Genomic DNA, 16,511 nt, shown 5'->3' with positions numbered 1-16,511 from the left:
ATGCTCTTCGGTCTCGACGGCGTCGAACTCGGCCTCATCATCGTTTTTCTCACGCTCTTCGGGGCGATCCTCTCCGGCTTCCCGGTGGCCTTCGCGCTGGCCGGGGCGGGGATCATCGCCTTCGGCATCATCGCGCTGCTCGATGGCGGCGGGCTGCTCGTGCACCAGGCCATCGACACCGGGTCTGACGCGTACCGCGAGCTGACGGCATCGGGGATAAGGCCTGACGCGATATCGACCTTCCGATACCCCGAGCTGCCGCGCGTGCTGGTGCCGCTCTTCCCCGATGGGTGGGAGACGGCGCTCGACCGCAACCTCGGCTTCATCGTCAACCGCATCAACGAGCGGGTGCTGGCGGGGCAGAGCATCGAGACGCTGCTGGCCGTGCTGATGTTCGTGATGATGGGCATCACGCTGGAGCGCAGCCGTATCGCCGACGATCTGCTCACCACCATGGCGCGGGTCTTCGGCCCGCTGCCGGGCGGCCTCGCCGTCTCCATCGTCGTGGTCGGCGCCTTCCTCGCTGCCTCGACCGGCATCGTCGGCGCGACCGTGGTGACGATGGGCCTGCTGGCGCTGCCGACCATGTTGAAGAACGGCTATTCGGCCGAGCTTTCCACCGGTGTCATCGCTGCCTCGGGCACGCTGGGGCAGATCATCCCGCCCTCCATTGTCATCGTGCTGCTCGGCACGCTGGCGGGCGACATCTATTCGACGGCGCAGGAGAACCGCGCCCAGCTCGCCGGCTGCACCGACGCGCTGACCTATCTCGGCAAGCCCGCGGTCGTTTCCGTCGGCACGCTCTTTCAGGCGGCGATGCTGCCGGGCATCCTGCTGGCGCTGCTCTATGCCGGCTATGCCTTCGGCTATGCGCTGCTCAACCCCTCCAAGGCCCCGGCTGTCGAGCTCGGGGCAGGCGGGTCGGGGCAGATCACCACCCGCAACGAGAAGCTCACCTGGTTCCTCGCGGCGCCGCTGGTTCTGATCTTCGCGATGGTCGCCGCCGGCCAGGTCGGGCTGGTGGGCGCGCAGGACGTGACCGCGCCGACCTATACCGAAGGCCCGTCCTCGCCGAGCCTGCGCACCAATGTCGGCCCCGAATGCCAGGAGGCGATGATCGAGCTGCATGGCCAGCGCGCCTGGGACAGGGCCGTGGCCGAGCAGGAGGCGATCACGTCTGACAATGTCGCCGCCGCCCGCCCGCTGTCGGACGAAGAGCGGGCCGCGCTGCGCGCCGAGCTGATCGCCGATGCTGCGCCCATCGGCACCGGCATCGCCATCACCGCGCTGCTCTTCGGCCTGGCCTTCGCCCTGGCGCGGGGTGTGACGCCGCTGGAAAGCCCGGCGCCGCTGCTGATCGGCGCCGGCGGCATCGCGCTGCTGCTGGTGGCCGATGCGCTCTTCGCGCCGCCCAGCCTTGGCCCCGGGCCGCGCACGCTGCTCTTCGCCCTTCCGCTCGGGCTGATGCTCTACGGCATGGCGGCGGCGGTGCGGATGCTCTCGATGTCAGAGATCCTGCGCGTCGTCTTCCCGCCGCTGGTGCTGATCATCGCCGTCCTCGGCTCGATCCTCGGCGGCATCACCAACCCCACGCCCGCGGCTGCCCTCGGCGCTGCCGGTGCCATCATGCTGGCCGCCTATCGCAAGCTGAAGGAAGAGGGCCGCTCGGGTGCCATCGTCATCTGGGCGACGGGCGCCATCGCGCTGATGCTGCTGACCGGCATCAACTTCGACCTGCGCGTGACGCTGGAAGAGGTGACGGCGGTCAACCGCATCGCCTTCCTCATCGCCTTCGGCGCCTTCCTCTTCGCGATGTTCGGGCTGCTCTATTCCTGCTGGGTGCTCTTCGCGGGCCGCATCCTCGGCCCGGTGGTGCGCGAGACGGCCAAGGTGACCTCGATGGTCTTCACCATCCTGATCGGCAGCCAGGTGCTCAACCTCGTCATCATCTCCTTCGGCGGCGAGCATTACATCCAGGATTTCCTGCGCAGCTTCGACAACGAGTGGACGGTGTTCCTGCTGGTGATGCTGGTGCTGTTCCTCCTGGGCTTCGTGCTGGATTTCCTCGAGATCATCTACATCGTGGTGCCCATCGTCGGCCCGGTCATCTACGGCGGCACGCTGGAGCCGGCCTGGGTGACGATCATGATCGCGGTGAACCTGCAGACCAGTTTCCTCACGCCGCCTTTCGGCTTCGCGCTGTTCTACCTGCGCGGGGTCGCGCCGCCGAGCGTGACCACGGGCCACATTTACCGCGGCGTGGCACCCTTCGTGCTGATCCAGGTGGCGGGGCTGGTGCTGCTGGCGCTGTTCCCGGGCGTGGTGACCATCGTGCCGAACCTGCTGGGGCAGTAACGCGAGATCGGGAGCGCCACGGAATTCGCGCGAATTCCGTTCCGATTTTCGCGCGAAAATCGTGGCTCCGATGGCGGAGTGTTCAGCGCCGGCGCGGGGCCGGGTAGCTGTCGGGCAGCTGGATGCGGGCGACTTGCTCGGCAATCGGCGCGACCGAGAGGGGGTGCGTGTCGGCGATGTGGTCGTCGGGGTCGCGCAGCAGTTGCCAGCGGCCGCGGCTGTAGATCTCCAGCCCCTTGTAGCGGGCCTTGTAGCCCATCTTCGGCGAGCCCGGCACCCAATAGCCGAGGTAGACGTAAGGCAGCCCCATGTCGCGGGCGATCTCGACATGATCGAGGATCATGTAATTGCCCAGCGAATCCGCCTCGAAGGTCGGGTCGAAGAACGAATAGACCATCGACAGCCCGTCATCGAGCAGGTCCGTCAGGCAGGCGGCCCGCAGCTCTTCGCCGGCGGGGGCGTATTCGATGAGGCGCGAGCGGATCGGCGTCTCTTCGATCATGGCGGAGAATTCGAAGATATCCATATCGGCCATGCCGCCTTCGGCGTGACGCGAATCGAGGTACTTCCGGAAGAGTTCGTACTGCGCATCCGTCGCCCAGGGGCTGGTGGCCCGGCGGCGGAGCACGGAATTCTTCTTCAATACCCGGCGCTGGCTCTTCGACGGCTCGAAATCAGACACCCGGATGCGGGCCGACAGGCAGGCCGCGCAATCGGCGCAGGTGGGCCGGTAGAGCACGTTCTGAGAGCGGCGGAAGCCCTGCTTCGACAGCGCATCGTTCAGCCGCTCGGCCTCTTCCCCCTGCAGCGCGGTAAACAGCTTCCGCTCCATCCGGCCCGGCAGGTAAGGGCAGGGTTGCGGGGCCGTCACGTAGAACTGCGGGGCGATGGGCAGGGAATGGCGCATGTGGGGTCGGCTTGCCGGCATTTGGTAAAGGGGCAGGGCTGTGTGTGCGGCACGTTAGCAACGCCTCCTGCCGCCGCCAAGCCCATCAGTCGCGACGTCGGCCCTTTCACCTTGGGCCTGAGAGTGGGAGTGGGCGGCGCGAGGCCGGCCCCCCGGCGACATGCGGCGCCTTTCGGAATTGGTGAACGGCATAGGGCGGCGGCGTCACGCCTCCAGTGGCAGGTCGTCGGGCGACAACCCCATGGCCGCTGCGATACGCCGCATGTCCGCCATCGACACCCGCCGCTTCGGGCCACGCAGCAGCAGGCCCCAATTGCCGTCGCGCCCGCGCGTCAGCTCCAGCTCCTCCAGCATCGGCCGGATCGGCGCCGGTCGGGCCTCGGCCAGGTAGGCTACATCGACCCGAAACGGATTGAAGTTCATCGCCTGCGCGGCCTGATAGGGCGCCTCCGACGTGACCTGCCCGAGCGCCGTGAAGGCCTGCACCGGGGCGCCAGAGCCCATGCCCTCGCGCGGCGAGTAATAGGCCAGCCAGTCGCCCTTGCGCAGCGCCTCCAAAGCGTCGTGCTTGCCGTGGCCTAGCTGCGCGAAGCCCCCGGCCACGCCGCTCCGCACGTGCTCGGCCGAGGCCACCCCGATCCAGCAGGTCATGCGCTCAGCCCTGCGGCCGGGCGGTATGCGCCGTGATCGTGTAGCCGAACGGGTCCTGGAAGGCGAAGTAGCGCCCGAAGGGGCCATCCTTCGGGGCGAAGCCGATGGTGACGCCCTTCTTCTTCAGATGCTCGTGCAGCGCATCGGCATTGTCGCAGCCGAACCAGAGGGCAATCCCATGGCCGAGCGGTCTTGTGGCCTCCAGGTCGACCAGCGGCAGGCGCAGGGCGAAAGGGATCGGCTTGGTGTCGAACACCACCGCATCCGGCGGGCCGGAGGGGGCAGGGGTCAGCCCGACAACCTCAGTATAGAAGGCGCGGGCGGCGTCGAGGTCGGCGACCTGAAGCCCGATGAAGTCGGGGCCGATGAGATTGGGCATGTCGGTTGTCTTTCTGAAGGTGGCAGCATAATATCAGGAGGCTGATATAATGTAAGCCTGCTGATATTTCCAGAGGAAAGATGCCGCCATCCCTTGAAGACCCTCCCTTCGCGCCCCATGAGGCGTTGGGCTATGCGCTGAAACGAGCGCAGCAGGCCCTGCGGCTGCATATGGACAAGCAACTGAAGGAGCTGAAGCTGACGGCGCCGCAATACAACGTGCTGGCCAGCCTGGAGGCCGAGCCCGGCGCCCCCAACGCCCGGCTGGCGCGGCTCGCTTTCGTGACGCCGCAGACCATGCAGTCGATGCTGGTGAAGCTGGAGCGGGCGGGTTTCATCGAGCGAACCCCGGACGAAGAGCATGGTCGCATTCAGCGGACCCAGCTCACGCAGGCTGGTCGCGAGACGCTCGCGAAGGCCCATCGCGCCGCGATGGAGACGGAGAGGCTCGCCCGCGCCGCCGCCTCGCCGGATGCCGCGCACATGCTCCTGCGGGTGGCCGAGGCGCTTTCCTAGAACGAGGCATCGCCCTTGCGGCCTCCACAACGAAAAAGGGCCGGCGCAGTGCCGGCCCCTCTCTTAGCTCTCTGGTCTTGCGGCTCAGACGGGCCGGCGGATCGCGGCGGAGCCGATAAGATGGTCCGTCAGGCCCTGCTTGCGCTCGGTGATCAGCATCAGCACCACCGAGATCAGCTGCAGCGGCGCCATGGCGACCGAGACGAGGTAGCCCAGCGTATGCACGAAGGCCGCGCCCGAGCTCATGCGCCCGCCGTCGCCCTCGCGCAGCTCGATCCCCCAGAAGGCCATACCCGGCGTCGCCGAGAAGGCGGCGATGGTCAGCCAGCGGTAGAAGAACGACACGGCCATCCAGAGCGCACCGAAGAAGAAGATGCCGATGAAGGCCGTGAAGGGCAGGGCCAGGCAGGTCAGCAGCAGCGTGGCGATGCCGTCGCCGATCCAGGCCAGAAGCCGCCGGCTGGGCACGCCCTCGTAGAAGTCGGGCCGGCGCTGAGGGTCGGGCAGCGCATCGGCGAAGGTGGAGGTCTCAACGCTCATCGGATGTCTCTTTGCTTGCGGATGGGGTGGGCCGGCTCGGGCCCTCACCCCCGGTTGGGGTCAGCAGGCGGGCCGGTGAGGGCCCGCCCGGAGTTTTTCAGGTGCCGTAGCCCTGGTTGCCGGGCCAGGTGCCGGCGGCCCAGGGGGCGCGGGGCGGCTCGTCCTGGGTGACGGGTCCTGCCTCGGGGCCGTCACCGCCGCGGGTGTTTTCAGCCGGCTCGTCCGTGCCGAAGATCTCCTCGGCATCCTCGACCTGCGGGGCGCGGGGCTGCGGCGGCACCGGCGGGACGGGCGGCACCTGGATCACCTCGCCATCCCGCGCGGCTGGCGGCTGCGGTGGCTGCGGCGGTTGGGCGGCGCGCAGGCGGCGCGGGCCGGCCAGGGCGAGCGGCGAGAGGCTGCCGCCGGCCTTCTGGCGCCGCGCGGCGGCGGCCCGTTCGGCCCGGCGATCCATGAAGTTGTCGAACTCGGCCTGGTCCTTGGCGGCGCGCAGCCGGCCGAGGAAATCCTCGAAGTTCTTCTGCTCCTCCTCCAGCCGGCGCATCATGTCGGCCTTGTAGGCATCGAAGCTGGCATTGCCGCTCGGGCGCAGCGGGCCATCGGCCTCGGGAGCGACATCGGCCACACCGGGCGCGGCACTCGCGCCCACAGCCAGGCCGTTGAAGCCCTGGAAGACGAAGATCACGGCCAGCACCAGCCCGGCGATGGGCTCCTGCGCGAAGCCGACGGCGGTCGAGGTGATCGCGTAGCCGGTGAAGAAGATCAGCGACAGCACGCGGAGCGGAAACTCGCGGTGCGGCCCGAAGATGCCGCCGTTGACGCCGCGCCAGGCGACGAAGGCCGCGATGGCAAGGCCGGCGGGCCAGAAGGCGGTGAAGGCCAGGACCGTCGCCACGATGGCGAAGGCGGTGAAGAAGATCAGCGAGAGAACCTTCAGGGGAAACGCGCCCTCGATCTCGCCCACGTTGGTCTCGTGCTTGCTGCGACGGGTCATGGGAATGCCTATGGCTGGGGGTCGGGTGGGAAACGGGATGATGAATTGGGAAACGGCAGAATACGGGGGGCCGGCGCCTTCTCTGGTCAGAAGATAGGGGCCGGTCAGGGATCGGGCCGGCCCTTGGAAGGCCGGCCCGGGTGTTGGTTAGTAGCCTTGGCCACCGTAGTTGCCGTCATTGCCGCCTTGCGGGGGCTGATAGCTCTGCGGCTCGGACTGACGCTCGTCCTCGGCCTTGCGGCGGGCACGGTCGTTCATGAAGTCGTCGAATTCCGACTTGTCCTTGGCTTCACGCAGACGCTCGAGGAATTCCTCGAAGGCGCGCTGCTCTTCCTCCAGACGCCGCAGCATGTCTTGCTTGTAGGCGTCGAAGGCGGAGTTGCCGGAGGGGCGCATCGCGGCCCGGGCGGCATACATGCCGTTGTGGCGGTGCGAGTGGCGGCCCTTGCCGCTGCAGGATTTGCTGAACATGCGTTTGCTCCAGATCATGTAGGCCAGAACGGCCAGGCCGACGGGCCAGAAGACAACGAACCCAAGGATCATGGCCGCGATCCACGCGCCCTTACCCTTGTCGTCGAGCCAGGCTTCAGCTTTGCCGAACCAGCCCATATGTGTGGCCTCGCCAGAGGTGCGGGGCGGGGTGACGTCGATCGTGCTCATGTGTCGCTCCTCGTTGAGTGAGATGTAAATCGCTTTCACATCCTCGATATGGGAACGGCAGCCAGCCGGTCAAGAGATAATGTGAAGGTTTTTCACATCTGGGAACGGCAGCCCGGATTTCCCCGCTTTTCCGCGCGGGCGCGGGCTACTCGGTGAAGGCTGCCGGCCTGGCCCCCGAGATGCGCTCGAGCTCACCCGGCGCGATGGGGAAGATGTGTCGCGGCGTGCCGGCGGCGGCCCAGACCTCTTCGAACTCCGTCAGCCGCGGATCGAGAAAGGCACGGATGGGGGAGATATGGCCAACGGGCGAGACCCCCCCGATGGCAAACCCCGTCTGCGCCCGCACCTCCTCGCCGCTGGCGCGCCGGAGCGGCTCGCCCGCGAGCCCGGCGGCGCGGGCGGCGTCCACCCGGTTGCCGCCAGCGGTGATGAAGAGAAAGACGGCGCCGCTCTCTTCGCCCGCGAAGATGATCGACTTGGCGATCTGGTCGAGCGCGCAGCCCGCCGCATCCGCCGCCTGCTCGGCGGTGCGGGTCTCGGCCGGCATCTCCACCGGGCGCGCGGCCAGACCCGCCTCTTCCAGGGCTGCGATGACGCGCTTGAGGCTCTTGCTCATGGACCTGCTCCTTCGTGGTTCGCGGGCGGAGCGTGGCAAGTTGTGCCGGCGAGGGGAAGGGGGGCAGGCCGGGGAGGGGGGCTGTCTGCCCCCCGCTGGCTGCGCCAGCCCCCCCGAGGATTATGTTGGAGCAAAAACAGGGGAGTGGGGCGGGCCGCGCTCGGCTGAGGTTGGAGGGGCGCGCTTTGTGCGGACGGAGTGGCGGGAAGGGCTGAGAGGGGGCGGCTTGACCGCGCCGCGGTGGGGCGGGCAGATGGCGGCATGACATTGGCAGATCGCATCACCCGCTCGCCCCGCCCCTTCGACCGTGATCGGGGACGCGAGGTGGCGGCGCTTCTGCCGGGCGCGCCGGAGGGTCTGGCTGAGCTGCTGGAAGGGGCTGCTGGGTGCAGCCCGTATCTTGCGGGGCTGATCCAGAAGGAGGCTTGCTGGCTGGCGGAGGCGGTGGCGGCGCCGGAAGAGGCGCTCGAGGCTGTGCTGGCGGGCGTGGCGGAGCTGGCGCCGCAGGAGCTGTCGGGCGGGTTGCGGCAGGCCAAGCGCCGGGTGGCGCTGATGGTGGCGCTTTGCGATCTTGGCGGGGTCTGGGCGTTGGAGGTGGTGACGGGCTGGCTGACCCGACTTGCCGACGCTGCCTGCGAGGCGGCGCTGGAGGTGGAGGTGGCACGCGCGCTTCAGCGCGGCAAGCTGCCGGGCGGGCTGGCTGACCGGCCGGGCGGCGGGCTGACGCTTTTCGCCATGGGCAAGATGGGGGCGGGGGAGTTGAACTATTCCTCCGACATCGACCTGATCGCGCTCTTCGACGAGACGCAGCTCGGCGAAGACGGGGCGGGCGAGACGCGCGCGGGGCTGGTGCGCGTGGTGCGGGCCGTCGCCAAGACGCTTAGCGAGCTCACGCCGGAGGGCTATGTCTTCCGCACCGATCTGCGGCTGCGGCCCGATGCCTCGGTCACGCCAGTGGCATTGTCGATGGGCGCGGCGGAGCAATATTACGAGAGCGTCGGGCGCACCTGGGAGCGCGCCGCCTGGATCAAGGCGCGCCCAGCCGCCGGCGATATCGAAGCGGGCGCGGCCTTCATTCGAACATTGCGGCCCTTCATCTGGCGCCGCCAGCTCGATTTCGCCGCCATCGAGGATGCCCATGACATCCGCCAGCGCATCCGCGAGCACAACGGCTTCACCGGCCCGCTGATCCTGGAGGAGCACAACGTCAAGCTGGGGCGGGGCGGCATCCGCGAGATCGAGTTTTACGTGCAGACCCGCCAGCTCATCGCCGGCGGGCGCGACCCCAGCCTGCGGGTGCGCGGCACGGTGGAGGGGCTGGAGCGGCTGGTGCAGTCCGGCTGGGTGCCGGAGGAGACGGCCGGCCAGCTCGCCGGGCATTATCGGGCGCACCGCGAGGTCGAACACCGGTTGCAGATGCTGCAGGACAGGCAGACGCATGACCTGCCCGCGACGCCTGAGGGGTTCGAGCGGCTCGCCGCCTTCATGGGTCGCGAGACGGGCGAGCTGCGCGAGGAGCTGACGGCGCGGTTCACCGAGGTCAGCGCGCTGACCGAGGGGTTCTTCGCCCCCGGCGCCACCCCGCCGCCGCCGCCGTTGCCGGACTACGCCAAGGACATCGTGGGGCGCTGGCCCTCGTATCCCGCCCTGCGCTCGGCGCGGGCCGGGCAGATCTTCCGCCGCCTGCAGCCGGAGCTGCTGGAGGCGCTGGCCGCCTCGGCGCACCCGAAGGAGGCGCTGACGGCCTTCGACAACTTCCTTGCCGGGCTGCCGGCCGGGGTGCAGCTGTTCTCGCTCTTCGAGGCCAATCCCGAGCTGACGCGCCTTATCGCCGATATCGCCGGCACGGCGCCGGCGCTGGCGCGCTATCTCTCCGCCAATGCCGGGGTGCTCGACGCAGTGATCGGCGGCGCCTTTTTCGCGCCCTGGCCCGGCGCGGCGGAGCTGACGGAGGCCTTCGCTGCCGTCTTCTCGCGCGAGGCGGATTACGAGAGCGTGCTCGACCGGGCCCGGGTGCTGACGAAGGAGTGGCACTTCCGCGTTGGCGTGCATCACCTGCGCGGGCTGATCACGGCGGAAGAGGCGGGCGGGCAATATGCCGATGTCGCCGAGGCCTGCCTCGCCGCACTCTGGCCGCATGTGGCGGCGGAATTCGCCGCCAAGCACGGGCCGGCGCCGGGGCGCGGCGCCATCGCGCTTGGTATGGGCAGCCTCGGGGCGCGGCGGCTGAATGCGGCGTCGGACCTCGACCTGATCGTCATCTACGATGCGGACGGGGTTGAAGCCTCGGAGGGGCGGCGCCCGCTGCCGGCCCGCACCTATTACGCAAGGCTCGCCCAGGCGTTGGTGACGGCGATGACGGCGCCGACGGCGGAAGGCAAGCTCTACGAGGTCGACATGCGCCTGCGCCCCTCGGGCCGGCAGGGGCCTGTGGCGACGGCGCTGACCGCCTTCAAGGCCTACCAGTCGGAGGAGGCCTGGGTCTGGGAGCATCTGGCGCTGACGCGGGCCCGGCCCGTCGCAGGCGAGGCCGATCTCGGCGCCGAGGTCGAGCGGTTCCGCGAGGAGCTGCTCGCCGAGTCTGGCGGCGCCTCGCCCGGGCGCATCGCCCATGAGGTGGCCGAGATGCGGGCGCGGCTGGCGGCGGCGCGGCCCGGCTTGTCGGATTGGGATGCCAAGGCAGGGCCGGGGCGGCTGCTCGATGTCGAGCTGGCCGGGCAGATGTTGGGGCTGATCGCCGGCGCCCCGGCCCGCACCACGGCCGAGCAGATCGCGGCGGGGGCGGAGGCCGGGCTGATCGAGCCGGGCGAGGCCGATATCCTGGCCCAGGCGCATCGGTTGTTCTGGCGGATGCAGGCGGCGGGGCGACTGCTCACCGGCGGCCGGCCAGAGCCCGAAGAGATGGGGCAGGGCGGATGCCGGATGCTGCTGCGCGAAGCCGGAGAAGATGATATGGAAGGCTTGACCGCCTCGATGCAGGCCCGCGCCGCAGCTGCGGCAGAGGTCATCGACGCGCTGATCGCCCGACTCGACACTGAAGGAGAGCAGGGCACATGAGGGAGGGCAGCATGGCTGACCAGAAAGGCGACGACCCGACGGGCGTCATCCGCGAGGCCTACCGGATGGAGGGCATCACGCTGGAGCAATGCCGCTCGATCTTCTTCGAATGGGCGATGTCGCTGCCCGAGGGCACCGATGCGCGCCAGATCATCCCGCGCCTGCTGGAGACATACGGCGACGAGGGCCATCCGATGACCGGTGTGCTGAAGGACGGCATGGAAGCCCCGCCCGAACCCACACGCCGCGGCGGCCGTTCGGCCCGGGTGAGCTGAGCTCAGCGCTCGCGGGGCAGGGCGCGCAGGAAGCTCTCTGTCGCCACCAGCAGCGCTAGGGCGAGCTGTAGCAATGCGCCGCGCTCGCCCGCGTCGGCCAGATCGATGCCGTCTTCCAGCAGCACGCCCGCCGCCACGATGACCACGAAGACCAGCCCCGCCGAGAGATGCGCCCAGAGCACCGGCGCCGCCATAAGCTGCGCCTCGAATCGGCGGGCGAGCGCGGAGGCGACGATCATTACGGGCAGCGTCACGATGATGAGGAAGCCGCCAAGAAACGGCAGGATCAGCACATAGGTCTCGAGCAGCTCCGGCAGCGGCCCGCCACCGGCCAGCCACGAGTAGCCCGGGAAGATGAGGAAGAGTTCCGCCGCGAGCGCGGCGACCCAGCCGCGCCACACCGCACTTTGTGCCGGCGTGTTGGGGCGGCTGTGAGTGCCGGATCTGCCCCTGCGGGCCAATGGCTCAATCCGTGCCGCGATAGGGCTCGACGTATTGCAGGGCCATGTCCCAGGGGAAGAAGATCCAGGTGTCCTGGCTGACGCCGGTGATGAAGGTATCCACCATCGGTTCGCCCTTGGGCTTGGCATAGACGGTGGCGAAATGGGCATTGGGGTAGAGTCCGCGCACCACTTCCAGCGTCTTACCGGAATCGACGAGGTCATCGACGACGAGGATGCCGGTGCCGTCGCCCATCAGCTCGGCATCGGGGGTCTTCAGAACCTTGGTGTTGGCCTGCGTCTGGTGATCGTAACTTTTGACGCTGATCGTATCGACGGTGCGGATGTCGAGCTCGCGCGCCACGATCATCGCCGGCGCCATGCCGCCGCGGGTGATGGCCACCACGGCGCGCCAGCCGCCTTCCGGCCCCCGCCCGTCGAGCCGCCAGGCGAGCGCCCGGGCGTCGCGGTGCAGCTGGTCCCATGAGACGTGGAAGCCCTTTTCATGGGGCAGACGATCGGCAGCCATCGGTTATTCTCCGTCAGGTGAAGGCTATTTTCAGCCCCAGGCCCGCCAAAGCAAGCCCGAAGGCCCGGTCGAGCCCGGCTTTCAGCTTCAGATAGGCATGGCGGGCACGGGGCAGCGAGAAGACGCGCGCGGTGAACAGATACCACAGCGTCTCGTTGAGGAAGATGCCGGCCACGATGGCGGCGCGCCAGGCCAGCGGCGTGTCATGCGGCACCAGCCCCACGAAGACCGCGCCGAAGAACACGGCAGGCTTCGGGTTGGAGACGAAGGTCACAAGGCCGAGCCTGACGGCGGCGCCGGGCGAGCGTGGCTGCGCCCCGGCGATATCCAGTGGGTCTTTCGCATGGCGCCAGATCTGCAGGGCGATCCAGATCAACACCAGCCCGCCGACCAGCTTGAGGCCGGTGAAGAGCGCCGGCACCAGCTCGAACAAAAGCGCCAGACCGGCCATGGCGGCCGTGGCCCAGAGCGCCGCCCCGATACCGAAGCCGAGCGCCAGCGCGGCCGCCGTGCCAAACCCCTCCGTCGCCGCGGTGCGCACCGAGACGAGGAAAGACGGGCCGGGCGAGATTGCCGCGGCGAGATGGACGAGCAGAATGGTGAGGAAGGCGGCGCCCGTCACGAGGCCGCCGTCACGTCTCGATATCGGGCGCGTCGACTGCCTTCATGCCAACCACATGATAGCCGGCATCGACATGCAGGCACTCACCGGTGACGCCCGAGCCCATATCAGAAAGCAGGTACAGCGCCGATTTGCCCACATCGGTGGTGGTGACATTGCGGCGCAGCGGCGAGTTGTACTCGTTCCACTTCAGGATGTAGCGAAAATCACCGATGCCGCTGGCCGCCAGCGTCTTGATCGGGCCGGCCGAGATGGAATTGACGCGGATGCCGTCCTTGCCGAGATCTTCGGCCATATAGCGCACGCTGGCTTCCAGCGCGGCCTTGGCGAGACCCTGCACATTGTAATGCGGCATCACCTTTTCCGAGCCGTAATAGGTGAGCGTCAGCATCGAGCCGCCTTCGCTCATGCGGGCGGCGGCGCGGCGGGCGACGGCGGTGAAGGAATAGACCGAGATGTCCATCGAGACGCGGAAATTGTCGCGGCTGGTGTCGATATAGCGGCCGCGCAGCTCGTTCTTGTCAGAGAAGGCGATGGCGTGAACGATAAAGTCTATCCCGTCCCAGCGCTCGTCGAGCGCCTCGAAGAGCGCATCGATCGAGGCATCGTCGCCCACGTCGCATTCATGCACGAAATCGGAGCCGAGGGATTCGGCGAGCGGGCCGACGCGCTTCTTCAGCGCTTCGCCCTGATACGAGAAGGCCAGTTCTGCGCCCGCCTCTGCCAGGGCCTTGGCGATCCCCCAGGCGATCGACTTGTCATTGGCGAGCCCCATGATCAGGCCGCGTTTGCCCGCCATTAATCCCTCTGCCATCTCGCCTCACTTGTACTTGCTGCAGCCCGTCCACATCCTCTAGGCGATCACCACACCTGCATCAAGGCTGCGCGCGAGCACAGCCCCGGACCCGCGGAAACGGGGGCACACCAAGGCGATAGGGAGGCTCACATGAGCGAACGAGGCGGCATTTTCGCGGGCGACGACCCTTTCGCCCTGGCGCGGGAGTGGCTGGCAGAGGCCGAAAAGAGCGAGCCGCGCGATGCCAATGCCATTGCGCTGGCCACGGCGAATAGCGACGGGCTGCCAAATGTCCGCATGGTTCTGCTGAAGGAAATCGAGGCGAACGCCTTCGTTTTCTATACCAATTACGAAAGCGCCAAGGGGCAGGAGCTGGCGGCCAATCCGCAGGCGGCCTTCGTAATGCACTGGAAGTCGCTCGGCCGGCAGATCCGCGCCCGCGGCCCGGTGGTGCGTGAGGACGGCCCACAGGCCGACGCCTATTACCGCTCGCGCGGCCTGCAAAGCCGGCTGGGCGCCTGGGCCTCGCAGCAGTCGCGCCCCCTCGCGAGCCGCGGCGCCCTGATGGCCGAGGTGGCCAAGGTCGGCCTTAAGCAGGGGGCAGACCCGGAGCGCCCGCCTTTCTGGGGGGGCTTCCGTCTGACGCCGGTCGAGATCGAGTTCTGGGCCGACGGGGCGCACCGGCTGCACGATAGGTTCCGCTGGACGCGCGAAGAGGGCGAAAATGACTGGTCAATCTCGCGCCTGAACCCCTGAAATTCACGCTTCGCGAAATTTTACCCCCGCTAAGGGGGTTGAAATTAAAGCACGGAACAGGTCAGTTTGCTCCCGCAAGCGGATCGGGGGGCCATTTCCGCTCGAACGCTGTCGGGGACCAAGAATGACAGATAGGGACGCGGGCGAACGGCCTGAGCTGGAAGGCCAGGTCAAATGGTTTGACCCTGCCAAGGGGTTTGGCTTCGTCATATCCGACGAAGGCGGGCCGGATATTCTGCTGCACGCCAATGTGTTGCGTAATTACGGGCAAAGCTCCGTTGCTGACGGCTCGCGCATTTCCTTGCGCGTCCAGCAGACAGAGCGGGGCATGCAGGCGATCGAGATCACGTCGATCAGCCCGCCGGCCGGGCCTGTGACGGCTGTGCTGTCGGATCTTGCCGAGATGGACCCAGACGAGCTCGCCGCGCGCCCCATGGAGCCGGCCCGCGTGAAGTGGTTCGACAAGGGCAAGGGTTTTGGATTTGCCAATGTCTTCGGCCTCAGCGACGATGTGTTCATTCACGTCGAGGTTCTGCGCAAATCGGGCCTCGCCGACCTATTGCCCGGCGAAGCGGTGTGCCTGCGAGTGATCGACGGCAAACGCGGCCGGATGGCGACGGAGGTTTTGCCATGGGATTCGGCCAACAACTAGCCGGGCTCACGCTCGGCCTGATGGTCATGGGACATGCAGCTCACGCTGTAAGCTGTTCAGATAACAAGGTAATCGTCAAAGGCGACTGGGGGCAGGCCAGCTTTTCCGCGCAGATCGCGGATGAGCCGGCGGAGCGCTCGCAGGGGCTGATGAACGTGCCAGAAATGGGCGCGCTCGAAGGCATGCTGTTCGTCTATGAGGCGCCCACGCATGCGACCTTCTGGATGCGCAACACGCTCATCCCGCTCGACATGCTGTTCTTCGACGAAACAGGCACGCTCACCCGCCTGCACGAGCGCGCGGTGCCGCTGGACGAGACCACCATCGACGGCGGCCAAGGCGTGCAATACGTGCTGGAGATCAACGGCGGCATGGCCAGCCGCTTGGGCATTGAGGAGGGCGACCACATGGCCCACCCGGTGCTCGGCGACGAGGCCGTGCTCGCCTGCGACTGACAGCTTTGCAATTGCCGCCCGCTTGGCTATGAGGGCGGCCATGTCGGGGCGTAGCGCAGCCTGGTAGCGCATCTGCTTTGGGAGCAGAGGGTCGCAGGTTCGAATCCTGCCGCCCCGACCATCCTTACCTCTCAGCCAAGCCAGCCCAGCGGCGCCATCATGGCGGCGAGCCGGCGCTGGCGCCGGGCGTCGAGCTGCAGGATCTGCGCGACTGGTGTGCCTGTGGCGAAGGGCGCGCCCGGCTCGGTGCCGGCGCGGGCCAGGTCGACCCCGTCAAAGCTGAACCCTAGTGTCTTATTCAGCCATTGCAGATCAACGGTGCCGCGCAGTACGGCCTCTTCCATTTGCCGGGTCAGCCGGGCCGGCTTGCCCGGCAGCAGCCGGTCTGCCCGGCGCAGCGCCTCGCGCCAGGCGAGCTGGCCCGGTGTTAGCCGACCGCCGGCATGGACGCGCTGCTCGCAGAGCGCCAGCGCCTCGGCGCTCAGCCGTGCGTTCCGGCCCGACGAGACGGGGCGGAGCGGCGCCCCGGTGATCGCCGCGAAATCAGAGACGACATTACCGCCGGCCAGGTGCTCGCGCTCGAAGGGGCGGATGACCAGCTTGGCCGGGGTGGAGAGGTAGGGCTCCAGCGCCGCGCGGCGGGCATCGACGGGCGGCGCCTCGGCCGGCTGGAAGGCCTGCAGCTGGGTGGAGAGGCTCGCCGCGAGGAAATCCCCCGGCGCCCGCAGCCAGGCCAGCACCCGCACCCGCTCGAATCGCGCCATCACGGCGCGGACCCGGGCGAAGGCCGCTTCGCTGCGGGCCGAGAACAGGGCCTCGCTGGACAGGATCAGGCTGCGGGCGCCGGACGCGGCGAACTCCGCCAGCGCCGCCCCCAGCGCCTGTTCGGAGGTCGCGAGTGGATCGGGGCCCAACCGTTCGGTGATGTACGCCGGGCAATGCTCCAGCCCTACCAGCGCGGGCACCAGCGCGTGGTGGCTGTCTCGCCAGATCGGGGTTTGCGGATAGGCGAAGCCGGCGGTTGCGAGCCTTGGCCGCCAAGCGGTCAGCGCGGCCTGCAGGGCAGTGGTGCCGGTCTTCGGCTGGCCGATGTGCAAGATGAGCTCGCCGGTCACGGCATCCTCCCCGGGGGTGGGTGCGCCGGCGAATCTGTCTCGCCACGCGCCCGCTGCAACCAGATATGGTTTTCCGGCAACGCTCGCCACCACCCTCTATAGGTGCCCAGAATATGTGCGCTCCACACTAGGGGTTGTGTTGCGCCCCCACGGCTTGCAAGCATCGCCTCAGGGTCTCGCCGCAAACGCCTGAGCTA

General features: G+C 68.3%; 18 protein-coding genes, 1 tRNA gene and 1 pseudogene. 8 read left to right on the top strand and 12 right to left on the bottom strand.

Annotated elements, in window-relative coordinates:
* Entirely contained in the window at nucleotides 1-2,355 is a 2,355-nt protein-coding gene (locus tag ACXN5S_RS05175; protein WP_458604336.1) for a TRAP transporter large permease, read from the top strand.
* Nucleotides 2,356-2,437: 82 nt separating this feature from the next.
* Here ACXN5S_RS05175 and ACXN5S_RS05170 read toward each other — a convergent pair whose 3' ends face one another.
* The 3 genes from ACXN5S_RS05170 to ACXN5S_RS05160 form a co-directional block, all read right to left on the bottom strand.
* Nucleotides 2,438-3,262 (bottom strand): arginyltransferase, encoded by an 825-nt coding sequence (locus ACXN5S_RS05170; protein WP_458604335.1) that lies wholly within the window; start codon nucleotides 3,260-3,262, stop codon nucleotides 2,438-2,440.
* Between the two features lie 204 nt (nucleotides 3,263-3,466).
* Nucleotides 3,467-3,913 (bottom strand): EVE domain-containing protein, encoded by a 447-nt coding sequence (locus tag ACXN5S_RS05165; protein WP_458604334.1) that lies wholly within the window; start codon nucleotides 3,911-3,913, stop codon nucleotides 3,467-3,469.
* Nucleotides 3,914-3,917: 4 nt separating this feature from the next.
* Complete coding sequence (locus ACXN5S_RS05160; protein ID WP_458604333.1) at nucleotides 3,918-4,292, bottom strand: VOC family protein; 375 nt, start codon at nucleotides 4,290-4,292, stop codon at nucleotides 3,918-3,920.
* Nucleotides 4,293-4,372: 80 nt separating this feature from the next.
* On the opposite strand from ACXN5S_RS05160, the gene ACXN5S_RS05155 reads away from it, so the two are divergent.
* Nucleotides 4,373-4,807 (top strand): MarR family winged helix-turn-helix transcriptional regulator, encoded by a 435-nt coding sequence (locus tag ACXN5S_RS05155; protein WP_458604332.1) that lies wholly within the window; start codon nucleotides 4,373-4,375, stop codon nucleotides 4,805-4,807.
* A gap of 84 nt (nucleotides 4,808-4,891) precedes the next feature.
* On the opposite strand, the gene ACXN5S_RS05150 is transcribed toward ACXN5S_RS05155, so the two are convergent.
* The 4 genes and pseudogenes from ACXN5S_RS05150 to ACXN5S_RS05135 form a co-directional block, all read right to left on the bottom strand.
* Nucleotides 4,892-5,347 carry an RDD family protein gene (locus tag ACXN5S_RS05150; RefSeq protein WP_458604331.1) on the bottom strand — a complete coding sequence of 152 codons (456 nt, stop codon included), beginning with the start codon at nucleotides 5,345-5,347 and terminating at the stop codon, nucleotides 4,892-4,894.
* Nucleotides 5,348-5,771: 424 nt separating this feature from the next.
* A pseudogene (locus ACXN5S_RS05145) lies at nucleotides 5,772-5,936 on the bottom strand (DUF2852 domain-containing protein); the annotation flags it as partial.
* A 552-nt stretch (nucleotides 5,937-6,488) separates the two neighbouring features.
* Nucleotides 6,489-7,001: a DUF2852 domain-containing protein gene (locus ACXN5S_RS05140; RefSeq protein WP_458604330.1), complete on the bottom strand. Its 513-nt coding sequence runs from the start codon at nucleotides 6,999-7,001 to the stop codon at nucleotides 6,489-6,491.
* Nucleotides 7,002-7,146: 145 nt separating this feature from the next.
* Nucleotides 7,147-7,617, bottom strand: a complete 471-nt coding sequence (locus ACXN5S_RS05135) for a YbaK/EbsC family protein (RefSeq protein WP_458604329.1) — start codon at nucleotides 7,615-7,617, stop codon at nucleotides 7,147-7,149.
* A 261-nt stretch (nucleotides 7,618-7,878) separates the two neighbouring features.
* Here ACXN5S_RS05135 and ACXN5S_RS05130 point away from each other — a divergent pair, with 261 nt between their 5' ends.
* Together ACXN5S_RS05130 and ACXN5S_RS05125 are read left to right on the top strand one after the other, a co-directional pair.
* Nucleotides 7,879-10,674 (top strand): [protein-PII] uridylyltransferase family protein, encoded by a 2,796-nt coding sequence (locus ACXN5S_RS05130; RefSeq protein WP_458604328.1) that lies wholly within the window; start codon nucleotides 7,879-7,881, stop codon nucleotides 10,672-10,674.
* Nucleotides 10,675-10,685: 11 nt separating this feature from the next.
* Entirely contained in the window at nucleotides 10,686-10,949 is a 264-nt protein-coding gene (locus ACXN5S_RS05125) for a hypothetical protein (protein WP_458604327.1), read from the top strand.
* 2 nt (nucleotides 10,950-10,951) lie between these two features.
* Here ACXN5S_RS05125 and ACXN5S_RS05120 read toward each other — a convergent pair whose 3' ends face one another.
* From ACXN5S_RS05120 to fabI, 4 genes are all read right to left on the bottom strand, one after another.
* A complete protein-coding gene (locus tag ACXN5S_RS05120) occupies nucleotides 10,952-11,350 on the bottom strand; it encodes a hypothetical protein (RefSeq protein ID WP_458604326.1) in 399 nt (132 codons plus the stop codon).
* A gap of 64 nt (nucleotides 11,351-11,414) precedes the next feature.
* Nucleotides 11,415-11,918, bottom strand: coding sequence for a xanthine phosphoribosyltransferase (gene gpt, locus ACXN5S_RS05115; RefSeq protein ID WP_458604325.1), 504 nt, complete (start codon nucleotides 11,916-11,918; stop codon nucleotides 11,415-11,417).
* A 13-nt stretch (nucleotides 11,919-11,931) separates the two neighbouring features.
* Complete coding sequence (locus ACXN5S_RS05110) at nucleotides 11,932-12,540, bottom strand: LysE family translocator (protein WP_458604324.1); 609 nt, start codon at nucleotides 12,538-12,540, stop codon at nucleotides 11,932-11,934.
* Between the two features lie 10 nt (nucleotides 12,541-12,550).
* Entirely contained in the window at nucleotides 12,551-13,354 is an 804-nt protein-coding gene (fabI, locus tag ACXN5S_RS05105) for an enoyl-ACP reductase FabI (protein WP_458604323.1), read from the bottom strand.
* Nucleotides 13,355-13,486: 132 nt separating this feature from the next.
* Between fabI and pdxH the strand changes: the two genes are divergently transcribed.
* From pdxH to ACXN5S_RS05085, 4 genes are all read left to right on the top strand, one after another.
* Entirely contained in the window at nucleotides 13,487-14,092 is a 606-nt protein-coding gene (pdxH, locus tag ACXN5S_RS05100) for a pyridoxamine 5'-phosphate oxidase (RefSeq protein ID WP_458604322.1), read from the top strand.
* A gap of 124 nt (nucleotides 14,093-14,216) precedes the next feature.
* The gene (locus tag ACXN5S_RS05095; RefSeq protein WP_458604321.1) at nucleotides 14,217-14,744 is read left to right on the top strand and encodes a cold-shock protein; all 528 of its coding nucleotides are present in this window, start codon (nucleotides 14,217-14,219) and stop codon (nucleotides 14,742-14,744) included.
* Complete coding sequence (locus ACXN5S_RS05090; protein WP_458604320.1) at nucleotides 14,723-15,199, top strand: DUF192 domain-containing protein; 477 nt, start codon at nucleotides 14,723-14,725, stop codon at nucleotides 15,197-15,199. The genes ACXN5S_RS05095 and ACXN5S_RS05090 overlap by 22 nt, the downstream gene beginning before the upstream one ends.
* Before the next feature lie 44 nt (nucleotides 15,200-15,243).
* Nucleotides 15,244-15,320, top strand: a tRNA-Pro gene (locus ACXN5S_RS05085).
* Between the two features lie 10 nt (nucleotides 15,321-15,330).
* On the opposite strand, the gene ACXN5S_RS05080 is transcribed toward ACXN5S_RS05085, so the two are convergent.
* Nucleotides 15,331-16,314 (bottom strand): hypothetical protein, encoded by a 984-nt coding sequence (locus ACXN5S_RS05080; RefSeq protein ID WP_458604319.1) that lies wholly within the window; start codon nucleotides 16,312-16,314, stop codon nucleotides 15,331-15,333.
* Nucleotides 16,315-16,511: the final 197 nt, after the last annotated feature.

The organism is Pseudoroseicyclus sp. H15 (genome assembly GCF_054353345.1).
The sequence above is the reverse complement of the archived record's forward strand: the minus strand, read 5'-3'. Positions and strand labels throughout refer to the sequence as shown.